This window comes from Streptomyces sp. IMTB 2501 (assembly GCF_001953885.1).
Classification (GTDB): domain Bacteria; phylum Actinomycetota; class Actinomycetes; order Streptomycetales; family Streptomycetaceae; genus Streptomyces.
Map to the genome: position 1 here is coordinate 116,055 of NZ_MQUS01000028.1, position 14,939 is coordinate 130,993.

At 73.3% G+C, this 14,939-nt stretch carries 15 protein-coding genes; 10 read left to right on the top strand and 5 right to left on the bottom strand.

Going from position 1 to position 14,939, the window contains the following annotated elements:
• Positions 1-8 precede the first annotated feature (8 nt).
• A complete protein-coding gene (locus tag AV521_RS35765) occupies positions 9-2,552 on the top strand; it encodes a sensor histidine kinase KdpD (protein ID WP_076094595.1) in 2,544 nt (847 codons plus the stop codon).
• Between the two features lie 105 nt (positions 2,553-2,657).
• Here the strand turns inward: AV521_RS35765 and AV521_RS35770 are convergent, their stop codons facing one another.
• Complete coding sequence (locus tag AV521_RS35770; protein WP_076094597.1) at positions 2,658-3,224, bottom strand: universal stress protein; 567 nt, start codon at positions 3,222-3,224, stop codon at positions 2,658-2,660.
• A gap of 273 nt (positions 3,225-3,497) precedes the next feature.
• Here AV521_RS35770 and AV521_RS35775 point away from each other — a divergent pair, with 273 nt between their 5' ends.
• The 4 genes from AV521_RS35775 to AV521_RS35790 all read left to right on the top strand — a co-directional run bounded on the left by AV521_RS35775 (position 3,498) and on the right by AV521_RS35790 (position 7,029).
• Positions 3,498-3,836: an SAV_915 family protein gene (locus AV521_RS35775; protein WP_076094599.1), complete on the top strand. Its 339-nt coding sequence runs from the start codon at positions 3,498-3,500 to the stop codon at positions 3,834-3,836.
• Between the two features lie 13 nt (positions 3,837-3,849).
• Positions 3,850-5,184 (top strand): diaminopimelate decarboxylase, encoded by a 1,335-nt coding sequence (gene lysA, locus AV521_RS35780; protein ID WP_076094601.1) that lies wholly within the window; start codon positions 3,850-3,852, stop codon positions 5,182-5,184.
• A 121-nt stretch (positions 5,185-5,305) separates the two neighbouring features.
• The gene (locus AV521_RS35785) at positions 5,306-5,878 is read left to right on the top strand and encodes a Chromate resistance protein ChrB (RefSeq protein WP_076094603.1); all 573 of its coding nucleotides are present in this window, start codon (positions 5,306-5,308) and stop codon (positions 5,876-5,878) included.
• A 26-nt stretch (positions 5,879-5,904) separates the two neighbouring features.
• Positions 5,905-7,029, top strand: coding sequence for an MFS transporter (locus tag AV521_RS35790; protein ID WP_076094634.1), 1,125 nt, complete (start codon positions 5,905-5,907; stop codon positions 7,027-7,029).
• Positions 7,030-7,033: 4 nt separating this feature from the next.
• Here the strand turns inward: AV521_RS35790 and AV521_RS35795 are convergent, their stop codons facing one another.
• Positions 7,034-8,407: a HAMP domain-containing histidine kinase gene (locus tag AV521_RS35795; RefSeq protein WP_076094605.1), complete on the bottom strand. Its 1,374-nt coding sequence runs from the start codon at positions 8,405-8,407 to the stop codon at positions 7,034-7,036.
• The gene (locus AV521_RS35800) at positions 8,404-9,075 is read right to left on the bottom strand and encodes a response regulator transcription factor (protein ID WP_076094606.1); all 672 of its coding nucleotides are present in this window, start codon (positions 9,073-9,075) and stop codon (positions 8,404-8,406) included. Before AV521_RS35800 ends, AV521_RS35795 begins: the two co-directional genes overlap by 4 nt.
• Positions 9,076-9,226: 151 nt before the next feature.
• On the opposite strand from AV521_RS35800, the gene AV521_RS35805 reads away from it, so the two are divergent.
• The 3 genes from AV521_RS35805 to AV521_RS35815 are packed head-to-tail and all read left to right on the top strand — an operon-like array spanning position 9,227 to position 11,558.
• On the top strand, positions 9,227-9,877 hold the full coding sequence (locus AV521_RS35805; RefSeq protein WP_076094608.1) for a DUF4956 domain-containing protein: 651 nt from the start codon (positions 9,227-9,229) through the stop codon (positions 9,875-9,877).
• Positions 9,874-10,710 carry a polyphosphate polymerase domain-containing protein gene (locus AV521_RS35810; RefSeq protein WP_076094610.1) on the top strand — a complete coding sequence of 279 codons (837 nt, stop codon included), beginning with the start codon at positions 9,874-9,876 and terminating at the stop codon, positions 10,708-10,710. The genes AV521_RS35805 and AV521_RS35810 overlap by 4 nt, the downstream gene beginning before the upstream one ends.
• A complete protein-coding gene (locus AV521_RS35815; RefSeq protein ID WP_076094613.1) occupies positions 10,707-11,558 on the top strand; it encodes a phosphatase PAP2 family protein in 852 nt (283 codons plus the stop codon). The genes AV521_RS35810 and AV521_RS35815 overlap by 4 nt, the downstream gene beginning before the upstream one ends.
• Before the next feature lie 60 nt (positions 11,559-11,618).
• Here the strand turns inward: AV521_RS35815 and AV521_RS35820 are convergent, their stop codons facing one another.
• Together AV521_RS35820 and AV521_RS35825 are read right to left on the bottom strand one after the other, a co-directional pair.
• Entirely contained in the window at positions 11,619-12,530 is a 912-nt protein-coding gene (locus AV521_RS35820; protein ID WP_076094615.1) for a hypothetical protein, read from the bottom strand.
• 97 nt (positions 12,531-12,627) lie between these two features.
• Positions 12,628-13,146 carry a hypothetical protein gene (locus AV521_RS35825; protein WP_256725800.1) on the bottom strand — a complete coding sequence of 173 codons (519 nt, stop codon included), beginning with the start codon at positions 13,144-13,146 and terminating at the stop codon, positions 12,628-12,630.
• 211 nt (positions 13,147-13,357) lie between these two features.
• Here AV521_RS35825 and AV521_RS35830 point away from each other — a divergent pair, with 211 nt between their 5' ends.
• Both AV521_RS35830 and AV521_RS35835 read left to right on the top strand, forming a co-directional pair.
• Positions 13,358-13,630, top strand: coding sequence for a heavy-metal-associated domain-containing protein (locus AV521_RS35830; RefSeq protein ID WP_076094617.1), 273 nt, complete (start codon positions 13,358-13,360; stop codon positions 13,628-13,630).
• A 132-nt stretch (positions 13,631-13,762) separates the two neighbouring features.
• Positions 13,763-14,939 (top strand): cation-translocating P-type ATPase (locus tag AV521_RS35835; protein ID WP_143658703.1); only part of this gene is annotated, 1,177 nt, incomplete at its 3' end.

Sequence of the window (14,939 nt, forward strand, 5' to 3'; positions counted from 1 at the left end):
GGAACGACATGGCACGCGGCAAGCTCCGGATCTACCTCGGCGCGGCACCCGGCGTCGGCAAGACGTACGCGATGCTGTCGGAGGCACACCGACGTATCGAGCGGGGCACCGACTGCGTCGTGGCCTTCGTCGAACACCATCGCCGGCCCCGCACCGAGGTGATGCTGCACGGCCTGGAACAGGTGCCGCGCAAGGAACTGGAGTACCGGGGCAGCGTCTTCACCGAGATGGACGTGGACGCCGTGCTGCGGCGTGCCCCGGCCGTCGCCCTGGTGGACGAACTCGCCCACACCAACGTCCCCGGCTCCCGCAACGCCAAGCGCTGGCAGGACGTCGAGGAACTGCTGGCGGCCGGCATCGATGTGATCTCGACGGTCAACATCCAGCACCTGGAGTCGCTGGGGGACGTGGTCGAGTCGATCACCGGGGTGCGGCAGCGCGAGACCGTCCCGGACGAGGTCGTACGGCGCGCCGGCCAGATCGAGCTGGTCGACATGTCCCCGGAGGCGCTGCGCCGCCGCATGGCACACGGCAACATCTACAAACCGGACAAGGTCGACGCGGCCCTGTCCAATTACTTCCGGCCCGGAAACCTCACGGCGCTACGGGAGTTGGCGCTGCTGTGGGTGGCCGACCGGGCCGACGAGTACCTGAACGAGTACCGCCGTGAGCACCGGGTGTCGACCATCTGGGGCTCGCGCGAGCGGATCGTGGTCGGCCTGACCGGCGGCCCCGAGGGCCGCACCCTGATACGGCGTGCCTCGCGGCTCGCCGAGAAGGGCGCCGGCGGCGAGGTGCTCGCCGTCTACATCTCCCGCAGCGACGGCCTGACCTCGGCCTCGCCGAAGGAACTCGCCGTCCAGCGCGCGCTGGTCGAGGACCTGGGCGGCACCTTCCACCATGTGGTCGGCGACGACATACCGGCCGCCCTGCTCGACTTCGCCCGGGGCGTGAACGCCACTCAGATCGTGCTGGGTGTCTCGCGCCGCCGGAGCTGGCAGTACGTCTTCGGGCCCGGCGTCGGCGCCACCGTCGCCGTGGAGTCCGGTCCCGATCTCGACGTGCACCTCATCACGCATGATGAGGCGGGCAAGGGACGCGGGCTGCCAGTGGCGCGCGGCGCCCGCCTCGGCCGCTCCCGGGTCATCTGGGGCTGGGCCGTGGGCGTGCTCGGCCCGGCCCTGCTGACCTGGCTCCTCACCGGCGCCGCCCCGGACGTCGGCCTCGCCAACGACATGCTGCTGTTCCTCACCCTGACGGTGGCGGCGGCCCTGCTCGGCGGGCTCTTCCCGGCGCTCGCCTCCGCAGTCGTGGGGTCCCTGCTGCTCAACTGGTACTTCACCCCGCCCATCCACACCCTGACCATCGCCGACCCGAAGAACATCGTCGCCATCGCGATCTTCGTCGGGGTCGCGGTGTCCGTGGCCTCGGTGGTGGACCTCGCCGCCCGCCGTACCCACCAGGCGGCGCGGCTGCGCGCCGAGTCGGAGATCCTCTCCTTCCTCGCCGGGAACGTCCTGCGTGGCGAGACGACCCTGGAGGCGCTGCTGGAGCGGGTCCGGGAGACCTTCGGCATGGAGTCGGTGGCCCTGCTGGAGCGGACCGGCGAGACCGCTCCCTGGACCTGCGCCGGCAGCGTGGGACCCGAGCCCGCGCGGATCCCGGAGGACGCGGACGTCGACGTACCGGTCGGCGACCACATGGCCCTGTCCCTGCGCGGGCGGGTGCTGCCCGCCGCCGACCGGCGGGTGCTGGCCGCGTTCGCCGCGCAGGCCGCCGTCGTCCTGGACCGCCAGCGGCTGCAGCGCGAGGCCGACCGGGCCGGGGAACTCGCCGAGGGCAACCGCATCCGTACCGCCCTGCTGGCCGCCGTCAGCCACGATCTGCGTACGCCGCTCGCCGGTATCAAGGCCGCGGTCACGTCGCTGCGTTCGGACGACGTCGAGTGGTCGGAGCGGGACCAGGCGGATCTGCTGGAGGCCATCGAGGAGGGCGCCGACCGGCTCGACCACCTCGTCGGCAACCTGCTCGACATGTCCCGCCTGCAGACCGGCACGGTCACCCCGATCATCCGCGAGACCGACCTGGACGAGGTCGTGCCGATGGCACTCGGCGGGGTGCCCGAGGACAGCGTGGAGCTGGACATCCCCGAGACGTTGCCGATGGTGTACGTCGACCGGGGACTGCTGGAGCGGGCCGTGGCCAACGTCGTGGAGAACGCCGTCAAGTACAGCCCGCCGGGTGAGCCGGTCCTGGTGTCGGCGAGCGCCCTCGCCGACCGGGTCGAGGTGCGGGTCGTGGACCGCGGTCCGGGCGTCCCGGACGAGGCCAAGGACCGCATCTTCGAACCCTTCCAGCGCTACGGGGACGCTCCGCGGGGGGTGGGGGTCGGCCTCGGCCTCGCGGTGGCCCGCGGTTTCGTCGAGGCGCTCGGCGGCACGTTGCTCTCCGAGGACACGCCGGGTGGGGGGCTCACCATGGTGCTCTCGGTACCGACCGCGCCGGACCGCGAACAGCTCGGGGGGCTCCTTGTGTCGGGCGACCGCGGGTAGTCGTGGGCTGGTCGCGCCCACGCGGCGGTAGCCGCCCATCAGACACAGCCCCGCGCCCTTTGGGGAGTCGCGGTCAGTGCCGGTGAGTGATCCGCTCCGCCGGCCTCAGGCCTCCGGCAGGATCTGGTGCAACTCCCGTTCCAGGCGGCCCGAGTTCAGCCGCAGCCGCCACGCGTTGCGTCGGTGGACCGACTCCAGCTCCGCCTGCAGCGGCGACGGCGGCACCGCGAGGACCGGACACGTCGCGTGGGCCAGGCAGTAGCGGCTGGCCGACGGCCACAGCGCCCGGTGCAGGTGGCCCCGCCGACCCGCGCCGACGACGAGGATGTCGTCCTCGCGGGACGCGGTCCGTACCAGCGCCGGTCCGGGCGCGCCCCGGACGACCAGTGCCTGTCCGGGCAGCCCGGTGTCCGTGCCGCCGAACACCGCGCACAGTGCCTCGACGAGCCGTTCGCGCGCCAGCCGCTCCCACTCCGGGGCCAGGGCGGTCGTCGCCGGGAACCTGCGCGCGGCGAGATCCCCCTCCGGCGGCTCCCACGCCAGCACCGGCCACAGCTCCGCTCCCCGGCGCCTGGCTTCCACGGCGGCCCGGCCCAGGGCGGTCGCACCGCCCAGCGAGCCGCTCACTCCCACCACGACCCGGGCGGCCGTGGGCGGGCGGTACTCGGACATCGGCTCCTCCTGGAAATCCCTTCCATGAGACCGCGCCGCGCCGTTCCCGAACAGCCCGAACGCCCGTTCCTGACACCCTTCTGACGGCCCCTGCCGGCCACTTCCACCGGCGGCGTCAGCGTGCCGTCAAGGTCGTCCGGGTCGGCGTCAGCGTCATGTCAGGGGCCGCCCGGCACCCCCGGACACCGGGCATACCGTCGGGACCGAGCCCCGGTCCGCCTCCCCGCGTCCGGGGCCCCAGACCCACCCGCGCTGCCTTTCGGGAGGCACCCCATGGCAGAACTCCGCTACGGCGAAGACCCCGAGCCCTCTGATCCGTTCCCGGCCGGACCCCTGTACGTCCCGGTCCGGCCGGGGCGCTCCGGGTGTGCGGCCCGGCTCTTCCGCACGCCGCTCGGCGACCGTACAGCCGTCGGCTTCACCTCCGAGCGCCGGCTGATCACCACGCTCGGCGCCGGCCAGGCGTGGATCCGCCTCGCCGAGCCCGCTCTGCGCGCGCTGACCGCCCCGCTCGGCGTCACCGCCCTCACGGTGGACCCGCAGTTCACCGCCCCGGCCCCCGCGCCGGTCACGCCGGTCCCGTCCGAGATTCCCGCGCTGCGGATCGCCTGAGAGGGGCAGCAAGATGACCACGGTTCACGACCCCACCGCTCTCACCGGGACCGCCGAGCTGTCGGTATGGCCCGCGTCGACCACCGAACCTCCGCACGGCGACCTGACCGTGGGCGGCGTACCGCTCGCCGAGATCGCCGACCGCTTCGGCACCCCTGTCTACGTCCTGGACGAGGCCGAGGTCCGCGACCGCTGCCGCACCTACCTGGACGCCTTCCCCGACACCGAAGTCCTGTACGCCGCCAAGGCGTTCCTGTGCCGGGCCATGGCCCACTGGATGGACGAGGAGGGGCTGGGGCTGGACGTGTGCTCCGCCGGTGAGCTGGAACTCGCCGTCAGCACCGGCTTTCCGGCCGGGCGGATCGTGCTGCACGGCAACGCCAAGTCCCCGCGCGACCTGGACACCGCGCTGCGCCTCGGCGTCGGACGCATCGTCATCGACAGCCCCGCCGAGATCGCCCGGCTGGCCGCCGCCGTCGGGCCCGACGGCCACCAGAAGGTCATGGTCCGGGTGGTGCCCGGGATCAGCGCGGGCGGCCACGAGAAGATCCGCACCGGCACCGACGACCAGAAGTTCGGCCTCAGCATCTCCGACGGCTACGCCCAGCACGCCATCACCCGGATCCTCGACCAGCCGCAACTCGAACTCACCGGACTGCACTGCCACTTGGGCTCGCAGATCACCAGCGTCAAGCCGTACCTCGTCGCTGTCCGCCGCATGGTCGGGCTGATGAGCCGGCTGTACGAGCAGCACGGACTGGTGCTGCCCGAGCTCGACCTCGGCGGCGGCCACGGCATCGCCTACCGGCCCGGCGAGGGGGCCCTGGACCTGACGGCGCTGGCCCGCAGGATCCGCGCGGAACTCGCCGACGCCTGCGCCACGGCCGGGCTCCCCGTGCCCCGCCTGATCATCGAGCCGGGCCGGGCGATCGCGGGCCCCGCCGGGATCGCCGTGTACCGCGTCCTGTCCGTGAAGCACACCGGCGACCATGTCTTCGTGGCCGTCGACGGCGGCATGAGCGACAACCCGCGCCCGGCCCTGTACGGCGTCCGGTACGCGCCGCGCCTGATCGGCCGGCGCAGTGCGGCGGAGCGCGCCCGGGTCACGGTGGTGGGCCGGCACTGCGAGGCGGGGGACGTCCTGGCCGCCGACGCGGAACTCCCCGCCGACACCCGTCCCGGCGATCTGCTCGCCGTCCCGGTGGCCGGCGCCTACCACCTGTCCATGGCCTCGGACTACAACCTGGTCGGCCGCCCGCCCGTGGTCGCCGTACGCGACGGCCTCGCCCGTCTGCTGGTCCGCCGCGAGTCCCTGGAGGACATCCGCAGCCGCGACGTGGGCCTCTGATCCCGGGCGGCTTCCGGGCCGTAACCCCGCGACCCCCGGGCGGGTCGGCCATCCTTCCCTCGCCGACCGGCCCGCCCGGGCCCATACTCGGGTGGATGTAACGCCTGCTACATTCACGGATGTGACGAACAAGGACAGGGAAGCGGCGGGCCACTGGCTCGTTCTCGTGCTCAAGGTGCCGGCGGAGCCGTCCCGGCACCGTGTCGCGGTCTGGCGGGAACTGCGCCGGATCGGTGCGCTGTCCCTGGGCCAGGGCGTGTGGGCCGTACCGGACGTGCCCGTGTTCGCGGACGGTGTCGGCCGGGCGCTCACCCTGACCGAGCAGGCGGGCGGGCAGGCCGTCACCCTGCAGGCCGCCGGGCGCGGTCCCGGGGACGCCGCCCGCTTCGAGGCGCTGTTCACCGCGGCTCGCTCCGAGGACTGGACCGAATTCCTGGCCGACTGCGGCAAGTTCGAGGCCGAGCTGGCCAAGGAGATCCGCATCGGCAAGCTCACCCTGGCCGAACTGGAGGAAGAGGAGCAGTCGCTGGAGCGGCTGCGGCGCTGGCACCGTGATCTGACGGCCCGCGACGTCTTCGGTGCGCCGGAGGCGGCCGACGCGGGCAGGCGCCTCAAGGAGTGCGCGGCGGCCTGCGATGACTACGCCGAGCGGGTCTTCGCCGCGCTGCACCGCACTCCGGAGGTGGAGCAGTGACCGCGCAGGCGGCTCCGGCCCGGCGGATGTGGCCGCTGTACGCGGCCGGGTTCACCACGGCCTTCGGGGCGCACGGCATCGCCGCGAACCTCGGCGGCCACTCCCCGGACGCTGTCACCTCACTGCTGGTGCTGGGCGGACTGCTCGCCCTGTACGACGGCGCCGAGGTGGTCCTCAAACCGGTCTTCGGCACCCTCGCCGACCGCATCGGCGCCCGCCCGGTGCTGCTCGGCGGCCTCGTCGCCTTCGCGGTGGCCTCCGCGCTGTACGTGCTCGCGGACAGCCCCGGCTGGCTGTGGGCGGCCCGGCTCGGCCAGGGCGCCGCGGCCTCCGCCTTCTCGCCCTCCGCCTCCGCGCTCGTGGCCCGCCTCAACCCGGCCGCCAAACACGGTCGTGCCTTCGGCAGTTACGGCTTCCACAAGTCCGTCGGCTACACCCTCGGCCCGCTGCTCGGCGGCGTGCTGGTGTGGGCCGGGGGCCTGCGGCTGCTGTTCGCCGTGCTGACCGTGCTGGGCGCGGCGGTCGCCGTATGGGCCGCGCTCGCCGTACCCGCCGTACCCCCGTTGCCCAAGGCCCGGCAGACCGTGCTGGACCTCGCCCGGCGGCTCGCCGACCCGGCCTTCCTCGCCCCGACGTCGGCGCTGGCCGCGGCGACGGCGGCCCTGTCGGTCGGCGTCGGTTTCCTGCCGGTCTCCGGCCGTGCCGCCGGGCTGGGCACGGTGGCCACGGGGGCCGCGGTGTCGCTGCTCGCCGCGTGCGCGGCCGTCGTACAGCCGCGCGCCGGGCGGGCCCTCGACGAAGGGCGCCTGACGACCCGCTCCGGACTGGCCGCGGGGCTGTCGCTCACCGCCGTGGGTCTGGGCTGCGCGATGCTGCCGGGCCTGACCGGGATCCTGGTCGGCGCCGGCCTGATCGGCGCGGGGACCGGTCTGATCACCCCGCTCGGTTTCGCGGCGCTGGCCTCGTCGACCCCTCAGGAGCGGCTGGGGCAGACCATGGGGGCGGCGGAGCTGGGGCGCGAACTCGGCGACGCGGGCGGGCCGTTGCTGGTGGCTGCGGTCGCCTCGGCCGCCACGCTGAATTACGGCTTCGGTGCGCTGGGGATTCTCGTCGGGGTGGGGGCGCTGGTGGCGTTCGTTCGCCGGGGCTGAACCCTCAACAGGGCACATCGACAGTGACCGCCGCCCCGCCCCCGGCGTTCCCCGCACACGCGCTGCCCCCATGAGCCGTGGCCACCGCCCGTACGAAGGCCAGCCCCAGGCCGGACCCCTCGCTGGTGCGGCTGGCCTCGGCACGGGCGAAGCGGTCGAACGCGCGGGGCAGGAACTCGGGCGGGAAGCCCGGTCCCTCGTCGGTGACACGCAGCCGCAGCCGGCCTCCGTGGACGGTGGCCGTGACGTTGACGGCACCGTCTCCGTGGCGCAGGGCGTTGCCGACGAGATTACCGATGGCCGGTACCAGCCAGCGGGTGTCGACCTCGACGGTCGTGTCCGCCGTCTCGGTGGTCATGGCGCGGCCGGAGCGTTCGGCGCCGCGCAGATGCGGGGCCACGGCGGTCTCGATCAGGTCGGGCAGTCGTACGGGTGCCCGGGTGAGGTGGTCGGTACTGCCGAGTTCCTCCAGGTCCAGCAGGGCGTTGGAGAGGTCGATCAGGCGCTGGACCTCGGCGTCGACCGAGCGCAGGGTCTGGTTGAGCTCCTCGGCCGAGCGGGGACGGTGCAGCGCCACGTCGACCTCGGCCCGCAGCAGGGAGAGCGGGGTGCGCAGTTCGTGGCTGGCGTCCGCGACGAACCGGCGCTCGCGGACGGCCGAGGCTTCCAGGCGGTCCAGCATGCGGTTGAGGGTGTGGCCGAGGCGGGTGATCTCGTCGTCGCGGTCGGCGGGCACGTCCAGGCGCAGGTTCTGCGCGCCGTCGGCGAGGGTGGCCGCCGCGGTGCGGTAGCGCTCGACGGGGCGCAGCGCGGCGCGGGCCGTGCGGTAGCCGACGTACGAGGCGGCGATCAGGGTCAGCCCGGAGGCGAGGGCGAGCTGGGCGAGGAGTTCGCGCAGCGCCTCGTCGCGGTGCCCGCGCCGGACGGCGGCGACGAGGACGCGGGTCGCTCCTCCCGCCCTGACGCGTTCGGCCTGGAGGCGCAGCGTGTCCGGAGTGATCGGCAGCAGGGAGCCGACGTCGAGGCACACCAGGTGCCCGCGGACGGCCGAGTCCAGCTCGGCCCGAGTGAGCAGGGCCCGGTGGCCTACGGCGGCACTGGAGGCGAGGGTCCGGCCGTGGGTGTCCAGGATCCGGTAGAGGCTGCCGCTGGGGCCCGGCGGCAGCGCGGCACCGGTGCGCAGGGCCCGGACGAGGCTGTGCCGGTAGGCGGCGAGGTCGTCTTGGAGCTGCCGGTCGAGGGCGGTCTGGACGCGCCAGTAGACCAGTGCGGCCGTTGCGGTCAGCACGAGGGACATGGTGACGGCGACGGCCAGTACGAGACGGCTGACGACGGGCAACCGCCCGAACCAGGCCCTGAGCCCGCCGGGCAGGGTCATGGGGTGGTCTCCAGTCGGTAGCCGCGTCCGCGCAGGGTCGTGATCGTCGTACGGTCGAAGGCGCGGTCGACCTTCGCGCGCACCTTGGAGACATGGACGTCGATGGCGTTGCTGCGCAGGTCGGTCTCGCCGTCCCAGACCTCGTCGAGCAGCTGCAGCCGGGTCACCACCTGGCCGGCGTGGTCCATCAGCACCCGCAGTACCGCGAACTCCCGTCGGGACAGATCGAGTTCGGTGTCCGCCCGCCAGGCGCGCTGCTGCCCGGGGTCGAGGACGAGATCGCCGACCTGGAGGCGGCCGGAGCAGTCGGGGCGGCGCCGGGATATCGCCCGCAGCCGGGCCAGCAACTCCTCCAGGGCGAACGGCTTGACCACGTAGTCGTCGGCGCCGGCGTCCAGCCCCGCGACCCGTTCGCTGATCGCGCCGCGCGCGGTGAGCAGGATCACCGGCACGTCGATGCCCTCGTCGCGCAGGGTCCGGCACACCTCAAGGCCGTCCATGCCCGGCATCATCACGTCCAGGACGATCCCGTCCAGACGGGGGTCACGGGCGGCGGACAGGCCGGACGGGCCGTCGTAACGGCCCTGCGCGGTGTGCCCGGACTCGGTGAGGTAGCGGACGACGAGGTCGGTGAGGCGGCTCTCGTCGTCGACGACCAGGTAGTGCATGGCGGCAGGCTAACGGCCTGCCGCGCGGGTCCCGGGCGCAGGGAAGGCTTCATGGTCTCTTCATGTGACATCCCTACCGTCCTTCACGTCGCGGCGCACCGCGGGCCGCGACCGGTCCGCCGTCCGACGTGCCGGGACGGAAGGGACAGTCATGCACGCACTGATGCTCGCCGCCAAGGGCATCACCCAGCACATCGCCCCCACCGACCTCGTCACCCGCGGCGGCCTCGACATCGTCGCCCTGCTGATCCTGGTCGGCTGGCTCTACCGGCGCCGCCCCAGCGCCCCGGCGATGCCGCTGGTCCTGGTCGCGCTGAACGTCGGTCTGTTCGCGGCGATGAGCACGATAAGCGCGGGCAAGTTCCCCGCCGGGGTCGGCTTCGGGCTCTTCGGCATCCTCTCCCTGGTCCGGCTGCGCAGCGCGGCCTTCACCCTGCGCGACGTCGCCTACACCTTCGTGACCCTGGTCATCGCGCTGTGCACCGGACTGCCGCACCGCGACAACTGGCTCGTCATCATGTCGGGCGCGGTGGTGCTGGTGGCGTTCCTGCTGGTGGACGACCCGCGCGCCTACGAGCCGCCGACCCGCACGGTGAAGCTGACCCTGGACCGCGTCTACGACGACCCCTCCCTGATCGCCCAGGACGTCGCCTTCCGCTTCGGCCGGGCGCCGCTCGCGGTCGAGGTCGACGAGGTCGACTACGTCCGCGAGACCACCCGGGTCTCCGCCTGCTACCCCGCCGCACCGGGCGAGCCCGTCGCCCAGGACACGGAGCCGCGCGAGCCGGTGGCCGTCGTATGACGGCCGCCCCTTCCTTCGCGGCCGGCCTCGGCCTGTCCGCGCTGCGCGGGGCCACGCTCGCCGAGGTCGACGCGGCGGCCGCGCTCCAGCACCGCACCGACCGCAAGTACCTGGTCCCGCTCGACCGCGCCCGCCTCCTCGTGGACCGGCTCGCCGACAGCCATCATGTCCTCGACCTGGCCGGGCGTCGTACGACGAGCTATCTCAGCACCTACTTCGACACCGAGGGACTCGAAGCCTGGCGGGCCCATGTCCAGGGCCGTCGCCGACGCTGGAAGGTCCGCACCCGGCTGTACGCGGAGGACGGGCTGTGCCGGGCGGAGGTGAAGACGAAGGACGGCCGCGGCGCCACCGTCAAACACGCCCTCGGGATCCCGGCGGACGGTTACGGCCAACTGGACGGCTCCGCCGCCGAGTTCGTCGACGAGGTGCTGCGCGGGGCGGACATCCCCGTCACCACCGCGGCGCTGTCCCCCGCCGCGGAGATCCGCTATGTCCGTGCGGCCCTCGCCGACCTCGACCACGGCACACGCGTCACCCTCGACGGCCGCCTCACCTGCCATCACCGGGACCGCGGCGCAGGCCTCGACCCGGGGCACGTCCTCGTGGAGACCAAGGGCGGCGCCCGGCCCGCCCCCGCCGACCGCCTCCTGCTGAGCCTGGGCGCCCGGCCCGTCTCCCTCAGCAAGTACATCGTCGGCCAGTCCCTGCTCACTCCCGGCCTGCCCGACAACGACGTACGCCGTCTGGCCCGCGCGCACTTCACCGCTCTCCCCGCTGTCCCCACCGAGTCACACCCCGCACCGCTCCTCGAAAGGACCCCCGCTGCATGAACGTCCTGCGCGGCATCAAATGGCCGTACGCCGTCATCGCGCTCATCGCCGTGGCCGCCGCCTCCTTCGGGGTGCTGCGACCGCAGCTGGCCGCCGTCGGCGTCCCCGGCCTGAAACTCTCGGCGACCGACCGCATCAAGCAGAGCCCGCCCCCGGCTCTCTTCAGCGACGCCGAGATCGCCCCGATCGGCAAGCTGGCCGCCGACCAGCGGGCGAAGGCCGACGCCCTGTTCGCCCAGTGGAAGAAGGCGCACGGCACCGCCCGTGACGACAAGGCGTTCGCCGCCTGGGCCGCCCGGCAGATCCCCGCACCGCCCGCCGCGACGCAGCGCACCGCCGAACTCCACCAGGTCCAGGCGCTCGCCAAGACCCGTACGGCCGCCGGGAAGAAGGCGGCCACCTGGCTGGAGCTCAACGGCAAGAGCAACGTCTGGAAGCTCTTCCTCCACGACCGGAGCGAACTCGTCCCCGCCGCGAAGGGCAACGCGGAGAAGGCCGACCTCAAGGCGGCCCTGAAGATGGCCAAGACGATCTGCGACCAGCTGGCCGCCAAGGACAAGCAGCCGGCCCCGTACGTCCTGGACCCGACCCTGCGCCCGGACAAGCACATCAAGCCCGGTGCCAAGGGCCCGTACTCCTTCCCCTCCCGGCACGCGGCCCGCTCGGCCGCGGCCGTCACCTTCCTCAGCGCCCTCTCCCCGCACCGGGCCCAGGACTACGAGTGGATGCGGGCCGAGGTCCTCTACTCCCGCCTCTACATGGCCGGTCACGTCACCAGCGACCTGACCGCCGGAACCCTGCTGGGCGATCTGATCGGCGACTACGAACTCGCGATCAGCGGGCACTGAGTCCCGTCACAGCCGACCTGAACGCCTTGGCCGCCGTCGCGGCCAAGGCGTTCGGCGCGTTCAGCCGACGTGCAGGGTCAGGGCGGCGGTGTGGAGCCTGCCACCGGTCTGGAACTGGAGGAACAGCCGCCAGTTCCCGGACTGGGCGAACTCGGCGTGGAAGGTCAGCGTCGGCCCGCCGTGGTCGCCGTCGGCCTTCGACTCCGGGTGGAGGTGCGCGAAGGCGAGGTCGCCCTGGTGGAACGCGGTCAGATGGGCGTAGGTGTCCAGGTAGGGCTGGAGGTCGGTGACCGGCTTGCCGTCCCTGCTGACGGTGGCGGTCAGCTGGTGGGCCATACCGGCCATCGGCTCACCCTGTACGGCCACGGTGTAGCCGTCGACCGTGGTGGTGCCGGACACCTTGGGCAGGGGGGTGGGCATCGCCATACCGGGCACCTTCACGGTGCGGCTGAGGACCATGTCCTTGCCCTTGCCGGAACCGCTGTCCGGGGTGAAGGAGGCGTACAGCCGCCAGGTGCCCGGCTGCAGCGCGGCCAGCGGCGCGGTCCAGGTGCCGTTCGCGGCCATGGTGGGGTGCACGTGCTGGAAGCCGGTGAGGTCGGAGCGGACGGCGTAGAAGTGCATCCGCTTGGTCTGGTCGACGGCGAAGTCGGTGACCGGCCTGCCGTCCGGGCCCGTGACGGTGAAGCGGTACCCGGTCGCCTGGCCGGCGGGGAGGGTGGCGGCGGTGGAGGTCATCCGGTAGCCGTCCTTCGCGGCGGCCAGGCCGTTGCCGGTGGACGCTGCGTCCATGCCCGGCATCGACGCCATGTCGTCGGCCGGGGCCGAGGAGGACGGTGTGCTGCCGTGGCCGGCGTGCTTGTCGGTGCCGGAGCCCGAGCCCCCGCCGCAGGCGGCCAGGGTCAGAGTGAGCGCCGCGGTGGCGGCGGCCGCCGTGAGGGCGCGGCGGGACGTGCGGAAACGCTGCGACATTTCGGTGTGTCTTTCCAGGTGGGCGCCGTACGACGGCGCGGGTGATCGGGAGACCTGCGAGGGAACCCCGGCACTGAGCCGGAGCCCGCGGGTCCCGTCACGTCCGCGTGACGCACACCTGGAGGAGGAGAGGGCGGCCGCCGGCGGGCGGACCGCGGCGGCGGGTGCCGTCGGAGGCCGACCGGGCCCACGGCAGCAGGACAGCGGCCGGCAGCACGAAGACGGTGGCCGCGATCGGGGGCGGCGGGATCTCGGAGCGGGGCGTGGTGGCCAGACACAGCGAACCCCGCATGCCCGTCGTCCCGTCCGCACGTACGACGGCCTTGCCGCCGGCCGCCTCGGGGTGACCGGCGGGGTGCGCGGCCATTGCGGCGGGTGTGGTGGCGGTCGTCGCGGCGGGCGAAGCGCCGTGCGTCGTAGCGGGTGTCCTGGCGGGCGGTGAGCCCTTCGCGCCCATCGCGGCGGTGCCCTGCATCACCCCGTGGCAGCCGTCCTCGGCCGCGGCCGGACCGCCGTGCATCAGGAACAGCCCGAGCAGGACCACGACCAGCATCCAGGGCCGCACCGCCGGGTGGATACGGACCCCGGCCGTGCCGGAGGCGGGCTGCGTGGGCATCACGGGTCCACCTTACGGGGATGCGGGAAATCCCTCGGCTCTTGGGCGTCCAGAGGTGGTTCCATGCACTTCACCATACCCCTTGGGGGTATTGAGTCAAGTGATGGAACGTCTTGCGTCAGATACCGGTGGGGGGTATACATGGAGGCCGTTCGGGGTACCCCCACCGGGTATCCAGAACGCCGTAGAGGCCCGTCGCAAGGAGGAACCGATGTCCGGCTGCCGCACGCCCGAGGGGACCTGCCGCACCGCCGACCAGACCAAGACCGTCTACCAGGTGGGCGGTGTCGGCAGCGCCCACTGTCAGGGCGTCGTCACCCGGGCCGTGGGCGCGCTGGACGACGTCATCGCCGTGGACGTCGAGATCGGCACAGGGCTCGTCACCGTGACCACCGCCGCCGCCCCCGACGAGGCCTTCGACGCGCTGCTCGCCGAGACCGTGGACGAGGCCGGCTACGACTACGCAGGCCGCGTCGACGCCTGACCGGCCGTCCGCCGCCGGGCGGGGCCCCGCCCTCCCGGCCACCCCCCCATCCACATTCAGCACCCACACCCACCAACCACCGTCTACACCCGCCGCTTCCATGAGCCGGCGAGAGCAGAGGAGGAGCGGAGAATGACCACCACCACGTCCGGTGCCGCCGAGGTCGAACTCGCCATCGGCGGCATGACCTGCGCCTCCTGCGCCGCCCGCATCGAGAAGAAGCTCAACCGCATGGACGGCGTCGAGGCCACCGTCAACTACGCCACCGAGAGGGCCAAGGTCAGCTTTCGCGAGGGCATGGCCGTGGCCGACCTGATCGCCACCGTCGAGGCCACCGGCTACACCGCACGCGAGCCGGAGCCCCCGGCCCGCACCGGGCCGGAGCCCGGCGGCGCCGCCGAGGCGCAGGAGGACGACGAACTGAGGCCGCTGCGGGAGCGGATGATCACCGCCGTCGTGCTCGCGGTGCCGGTGGTCGCGATGGCGATGGTCCCGGCGCTGCAGTTCGAGTACTGGCAGTGGCTGTCGCTGACCCTGGCGGCGCCCGTGGTGACGTACGCCGCCTGGCCCTTCCACAAGGCCGCCTGGACCAACGCCCGGCACGGCGCCGCGACCATGGACACACTGATCTCGGTCGGTACGTCGGCCGCGTTCCTGTGGTCGCTGTGGGCGCTGTTCTTCGGCACGGCCGGCATGCCCGGCATGCGGCACCCCTTCGAGCTGACCATCACCCGCAGCGACGGCGCCGGGAACATCTACCTGGAGGCCGCGGCCGGTGTGACCGCGTTCATCCTGGCCGGCCGGTACTTCGAGGCCCGCTCCAAGCGCAGGGCGGGCGCGGCGCTCAAGGCGCTGCTGGAGCTGGGCGCCAAGGAGGTCACCGTGCTGCGCGTGGACCGCGAAGAGCGCATACCCGTCGCGGAGTTGAAGGCCGGCGACCGCTTCCTGGTCCGTCCCGGCGAGAAGATCGCCACCGACGGCACGGTGGTCAAGGGCTCCTCCGCCGTGGACGCCTCCATGCTGACCGGCGAGTCCGTCCCGGTCGAGGTGAGCGCCGGGGACTCCGTCACCGGGGCCACCCTGAACGCCGGCGGACGGCTGGTCGTAGAAGCCACCCGGGTCGGCGCGGACACCCAGCTCGCCCGTATGGCCAAGCTGGTGGAGGACGCGCAGAACGGCAAGGCGGCGGCCCAGCGGCTCGCCGACCGGATCTCCGCAGTCTTCGTCCCTGTGGTCATCCTGCTCGCGCTCGGCACGTTCGGCGTCTGGCTGGGCGTCACCGGCGACACGGTCGCCGCGTTCACGGCCG

What these genes read in the sequence shown, in the direction of transcription:
- AV521_RS35805 (WP_076094608.1), top strand. Translation starts at nt 9,227, where the DNA reads ATGCACGCACTGATGCTCGCCGCCAAGGGCATCACCCAGCACATCGCC.
- AV521_RS35775 (WP_076094599.1), top strand. Translation starts at nt 3,498, where the DNA reads ATGGCAGAACTCCGCTACGGCGAAGACCCCGAGCCCTCTGATCCGTTC.
- AV521_RS35770 (WP_076094597.1), bottom strand. Translation starts at nt 3,224, where the DNA reads ATGTCCGAGTACCGCCCGCCCACGGCCGCCCGGGTCGTGGTGGGAGTG.
- AV521_RS35765 (WP_076094595.1), top strand. Translation starts at nt 9, where the DNA reads ATGGCACGCGGCAAGCTCCGGATCTACCTCGGCGCGGCACCCGGCGTC.
- lysA (WP_076094601.1), top strand. Translation starts at nt 3,850, where the DNA reads ATGACCACGGTTCACGACCCCACCGCTCTCACCGGGACCGCCGAGCTG.
- AV521_RS35795 (WP_076094605.1), bottom strand. Translation starts at nt 8,407, where the DNA reads ATGACCCTGCCCGGCGGGCTCAGGGCCTGGTTCGGGCGGTTGCCCGTC.
- AV521_RS35825 (WP_256725800.1), bottom strand. Translation starts at nt 13,146, where the DNA reads ATGCCCACGCAGCCCGCCTCCGGCACGGCCGGGGTCCGTATCCACCCG.
- AV521_RS35790 (WP_076094634.1), top strand. Translation starts at nt 5,905, where the DNA reads ATGTGGCCGCTGTACGCGGCCGGGTTCACCACGGCCTTCGGGGCGCAC.
- AV521_RS35820 (WP_076094615.1), bottom strand. Translation starts at nt 12,530, where the DNA reads ATGTCGCAGCGTTTCCGCACGTCCCGCCGCGCCCTCACGGCGGCCGCC.
- AV521_RS35830 (WP_076094617.1), top strand. Translation starts at nt 13,358, where the DNA reads ATGTCCGGCTGCCGCACGCCCGAGGGGACCTGCCGCACCGCCGACCAG.
- AV521_RS35815 (WP_076094613.1), top strand. Translation starts at nt 10,707, where the DNA reads ATGAACGTCCTGCGCGGCATCAAATGGCCGTACGCCGTCATCGCGCTC.
- AV521_RS35800 (WP_076094606.1), bottom strand. Translation starts at nt 9,075, where the DNA reads ATGCACTACCTGGTCGTCGACGACGAGAGCCGCCTCACCGACCTCGTC.
- AV521_RS35810 (WP_076094610.1), top strand. Translation starts at nt 9,874, where the DNA reads ATGACGGCCGCCCCTTCCTTCGCGGCCGGCCTCGGCCTGTCCGCGCTG.